5 protein-coding genes are annotated in these 4,618 nt (G+C 60.5%); 1 reads left to right on the top strand and 4 read right to left on the bottom strand.

The window, feature by feature from the left end:
• Window positions 1–367: 367 nt before the first annotated feature.
• The 4 genes from AB1Z34_RS11035 to AB1Z34_RS11020 form a co-directional block, all read right to left on the bottom strand.
• Complete coding sequence (locus tag AB1Z34_RS11035; RefSeq protein ID WP_367158343.1) at window positions 368–1,240, bottom strand: adenosylcobinamide-GDP ribazoletransferase; 873 nt, start codon at window positions 1,238–1,240, stop codon at window positions 368–370.
• Window positions 1,241–1,245: 5 nt separating this feature from the next.
• A complete protein-coding gene (cobT, locus tag AB1Z34_RS11030) occupies window positions 1,246–2,283 on the bottom strand; it encodes a nicotinate-nucleotide--dimethylbenzimidazole phosphoribosyltransferase (protein ID WP_049190512.1) in 1,038 nt (345 codons plus the stop codon).
• A gap of 102 nt (window positions 2,284–2,385) precedes the next feature.
• Complete coding sequence (locus AB1Z34_RS11025; protein WP_049190511.1) at window positions 2,386–2,979, bottom strand: bifunctional adenosylcobinamide kinase/adenosylcobinamide-phosphate guanylyltransferase; 594 nt, start codon at window positions 2,977–2,979, stop codon at window positions 2,386–2,388.
• An 11-nt stretch (window positions 2,980–2,990) separates the two neighbouring features.
• Window positions 2,991–3,755: a DUF3043 domain-containing protein gene (locus AB1Z34_RS11020; protein ID WP_323632493.1), complete on the bottom strand. Its 765-nt coding sequence runs from the start codon at window positions 3,753–3,755 to the stop codon at window positions 2,991–2,993.
• Window positions 3,756–4,064: 309 nt separating this feature from the next.
• On the opposite strand from AB1Z34_RS11020, the gene AB1Z34_RS11015 reads away from it, so the two are divergent.
• Complete coding sequence (locus AB1Z34_RS11015; RefSeq protein ID WP_005512007.1) at window positions 4,065–4,406, top strand: iron-sulfur cluster assembly accessory protein; 342 nt, start codon at window positions 4,065–4,067, stop codon at window positions 4,404–4,406.
• The last annotated feature ends 212 nt before the right edge of the window (window positions 4,407–4,618 follow it).

Genomic DNA, 4,618 nt, shown 5'->3' with positions numbered 1-4,618 from the left:
CACCAGCTACCAACACAACCTCGGCATCCAAAAAGGCTGGATCAAATAACCGCAACACGCCCGGAAAAGACACACTTTTCTTTACTTAACCCCAAACCTGGGAGTGTCACCCCAACAAAGAAAAGCGCGTCCCGTGCATCGCTGCGGCGGGACGCGCTTTTTTAATTAGCTGGGAGGCTAGAAGGTGTGCTCGTTCTTGGCGCCCCGGCAAACGGTCGGCGCAAAATAATTTGGGCGAGCCCCGAAACGAGCCTCCTGTACTCCGCCTTCCCGGCGGTGTGCCCTCAGAATACGTCCGCGTCAAAGCGACCGTCAATAGTTCTTTTTAAAGAAAACCCCAACGGGGGCAATGCGCGCATTTTCCCTGCTAGAACCCTATGGCAAGTGCCACGGCACAGACAGCGCACGTTATCTCAATGACTGCACCAAACACGTCGCCGTTGACTCCGCCAAACCTCTTCACGCAATGCCGCGTCAGCAGCAGTGTAACGCCAAAGCTCAGTGCACAAGCGACTACGCCCACGAGCCCAACCATCCAGCCCGACACAGCGAGCAACAGTATCCACCAGCAGGTCACCGTGACTGTGGACTGAGTACCGGCAGTCAGAGAGCCGAAGCCGCTGTTCGAAAAAGGCGGAAAGCCGCGCCAGCAGGCAGTCGTTGCTGCCGCGCGAGAGGCTACAAAAGGCAAGCACAGCGCAACCACACCAGGCCACATCTGACCAGCAGACCACTGCGACAGCACACTAGCCACAATCACGGCAAAAGCAGTCGTCGTCGTCAACATCGTCAGCACGATGGAGCCCACGCCCATTGGGCCGGTGCTCGGATCGCGCAGCACCTCCCGCGCCCCCTCCGGCGGCTTATACGAGCCGAGGGCATCCGCCACATCCGCCAGCCCATCCAGGTGCATCGCGCGGGTCAACATCTGTGCCGCCACCATAATCAGGGTGCCGCCGAGGATCGGGGTGACGTCGTAAAGCGTGGGCGTGCCTGACGACGACGTTGCGAACAGCGCCGCCGTGATGAGAACTGCACCCGCGGCAGGAACGAGCCCAGCTACTGGCAGTGCGGCGATGGCGCGACGGCCGGTGATGCGGTCGAACACGCTCGCGCCTTTGAAGGGCAGGATGGTGAGCCAGGACAGGGCAGTGGTGATGGCCTCAGCGACGGCATTGCCGTGAGCAGAGGGATCGCCGTCGAGGTTGTCCTGGCGAGACGGGCCGGCTTTGTCGGACAAGTCGATTAGTCCTTGGTGCTTACGCCTGCGTCGGCGAAAGTAGCCATGTTGCGCAGGACCGATACGCCGGACTTGACCAGCGGTAGGGCAGCGACGGCGCCGGAGCCTTCGCCAAGACGCATCCCGTATTCGAGAAGTGGTTCCTTATCCAGGTGTCGAAGGGCAAGCGCGTGCGCGGGCTCTGCCGACTTGTGGCCGGCGACCCACCAATCGCGGGCGCCCGGAGCGAGCTGGTCAGCCAGCAGAGCAGCGGATGTGACAACCACTCCGTCCAAAATCACAGGAGTGCGACGAACCGCTGCTTGCGCCAAGAACGCGGCCATCACGGTCATATCCGGCGAGGAAATACGACGGAGCACCTCAACCGGGTCATTGCGCAGGCGACGCACGCGGAACATGGCATCGCGTACGGCAGCGACCTTGAGCTTCCACCCCTCGTCATCAATGCCAGTGCCTCGGCCGACGACGACCACCGGTTCGGAGTTGGTCACGGCACCAATCAGCGCCGCGGCTGGAGTGGTGTTTCCGATGCCCAGGTCGCCGGCAATGAGCAGGTCAGCGCCTTCATCAACGGCGGCGTCGGCAATCGCGATGCCCGTGCGGATGGCCTTATCGACCTCCTCCTCGCTCATCGCATCCTCGCGGTCGATAGAACCACAGCTGCGACGGATACGGTATGGCCCTTCGGCATCGTGGTCGAGGGAAATGTCCACACCGGTAACAGTGGCTCCCGCGATGTCAGCGATAGCGTTCACGCCGGCACCCTTTGCCTCGATATTGGCAAGCATCTGAATAGACACCTCGGACGGGTACGCGGACACCCCGCCCTGGGCAACACCGTGGTCACCAGCGAAGACATAAACACGACAATCGTCCAGGTCACGCGGAGGGCATTCTCCCTGACACGCCGAAATCCAAATGCCGAGTTCTTCCAACCGGCCAAGTGAGCCTGCGGGTTTAGTCAACTGCTCATGGCGCGCGCGGGCGGCCTGTTCAGTCTCTTCGTCAGGGCGTGCTACCGGTCCAAAATAATCCGCGTTCATACTCTCAAACGCTACCCGAAAACGATTTGTCTACCGACCATTGGTGCACAGCTATTCGCATTGCTAGGCAGACCGTCATAGGGGAAGCGGCGTGGAGTGAATCTAGTTCGCCGCCTTGACTTCCATGGGGCAGCCAGCCACAACTAGGACAACACGATCACAGACAGCTGCGAGCTGTTGGTTGAGAAGGCCAATTTCATCACGGAAAAGCCGCCCTGAGCGGTGTTCGGGAATGACACCGAAGCCCACTTCGGGCGACACAATGAACAGGTCGGAATCTGCGGGGAAGTTGCGCACGGCGTCGACAAGCGAGTGCGTCCACGGCGCGACGCTGCCCCTCGGCGCCTCCCACAGCCCCTGCGCGTCGATGATGTGCGTCAGCCAGGTGCCGACATCGTCCAGCAGCATGCGCCGCTCCGGCGACGCGAGAGCTTCCACCGCATCGACGTCATCAACCGTGTGCCAGGCCACTCCGTGCTCTTTTGCCTGTGCTTGACGACGAATGCGGTGCTCCTCGACCCTGGAGTGAAAATCGCTATCACCGGGCCAGGGCCGTGCTGTTGCGATGTAATGCAACACCGTTGAGGCTGCAGCATCTGAGGCACCGCCGGTTGAGGCTGCGGCGGTGGCCAGCAGCTCGTGCTCAGCCCATGAGGACTTGCCTGAGCGGGCGCCACCGAGAACCAAAGTGCGCATGGCAGATGAGGCTACTTGATTTCGTCGCCGATGTTGACCTGCGGACGCGGAGTACGCAGACGACGCGGCTGAGAAGCGCGGGAGTAAGCGTAGAAGCCCAGTCCCCAGGCCCCTTCGGTGGTCTTCGGGAAGCGCTCACGCGTCAACTTGATGGCACGGCGGCCGATGTAAATGCCCTCGATAATCAGGGCGATGATGAGAACCATCGCGATGAGAGATGCGATGTTGGCCAGCTTCGGCAGGGAAGTGCCAATCATCATAATCAGCAGCAGAATCAGCGCGAACGGGAGGAACACGTTAGCGAGGAAGCGACGGGAATCAACCCAGTCGCGGACAAACTTGCGCTCAGCGCCCTGGTCGCGTGGCAGCATGTAGCGCGGATCGCCGGCGGCCATGCGCTCGTCGGCAATGCGACGCTGCTCACGTCGCTCTGCTCGCTCGCGTGCCTTGGCGGCCTTGAGCTCTTCCTTGGACATGGAAGCCTTGAGCTCCTTGCGGCGCTGGCGAGCTTCCTTAGCGGTCAGCGGCGCCTCGACCGGGCCACGGCGGATGCCGCGTTCGCGCTCAACCTCGTTGCGCTTCGGAGTGGGGCGCCCCTTCTTGGGAGTAAAAGCACCGCTGTGCTTCTTCTCGGGCTGCTGAGACTCCGAAGCGGTGCCCTTGGCCCCGCTGGATGCGGTCGCGTCGGTGGCTACTTCTCCGGCGTTGGTTGCGTCAGCGTTAGCTGCGTCAGCTGCCTTGGACTTTTTGTCATTCTTTTTCCACGGTAGATTCACGACCCCAGATTATAAGGTCTTCAAGGTGCTTCCCTAATTAGGTTGCAGGTTGAGGGGCAGGGACGGGGCAAGGGCGAGGTTTTGGGGATGACCGCCGCAGGGGCAGGCGGGAAGAGTGCGCTTGTGGCGTGGGAAGCCGTGGTGTGGTTGCGATGTGGCGGCAAAAAGAGACTTCCGAAAAAGAGAAAGAAAAAGAGAACCCAGAATTGGGAATTAAAGACTGGTCGGTAAGGTTGTGATAAATAATGACGTAGCCGACCTTGGGGTCGACTCGCATACTTAAACACTTCAACAAGGAGGACACGCGCTATGACTACTGCTCAGAGCACTGGCGTTACCCTGACCGAAGCTGCGGCTGCCAAGGCAAAGGCACTTCTGGACCAAGAAGGTGCCACCGACCTGGCACTGCGTATTTCCGTGGCTCCGGGCGGCTGTGCCGGCCTGCGCTACCAGCTCTACTTCGATGACCGCAGCCTCGACGGCGATGTCGCCGAAGTTTTCGGTGGCGTCAAGCTGGTCGTTGATCGCCAGTCGGTTCCGTACCTGTCCGGTGCCACCATCGACTTCGCTGACACCATTGAACAGCAGGGCTTCACCATCGATAACCCGAATGCCACTGGCTCCTGCGCTTGCGGTGACTCCTTCAACTAAGTCATTAGCTGAGCAGAGCTGTCAGCAGACGCTGTGAAAAGCGTCGGATAGTAAAAGGCTCGGACCTCACTCTTGTTAACTGAGTGAGGTCCGAGCCTTTTCTATTGGTTGCCCCAGCGGGTTAAGTAGCAAAAAGTGTGTCCGCTCGGCGTGTTGCGGGGCGGGCACACCGTTTGTTACTTCATGGGGCCTTTTCTGATTCCTATCGAGTG

This window comes from Corynebacterium sp. 045007 (assembly GCF_040743205.1).
Classification (GTDB): Bacteria; Actinomycetota; Actinomycetes; order Mycobacteriales; family Mycobacteriaceae; genus Corynebacterium; species Corynebacterium jeikeium_D.
Note: the sequence above shows the minus strand (reverse complement) of the source record. Positions and strands in the feature narration are given on the sequence as shown.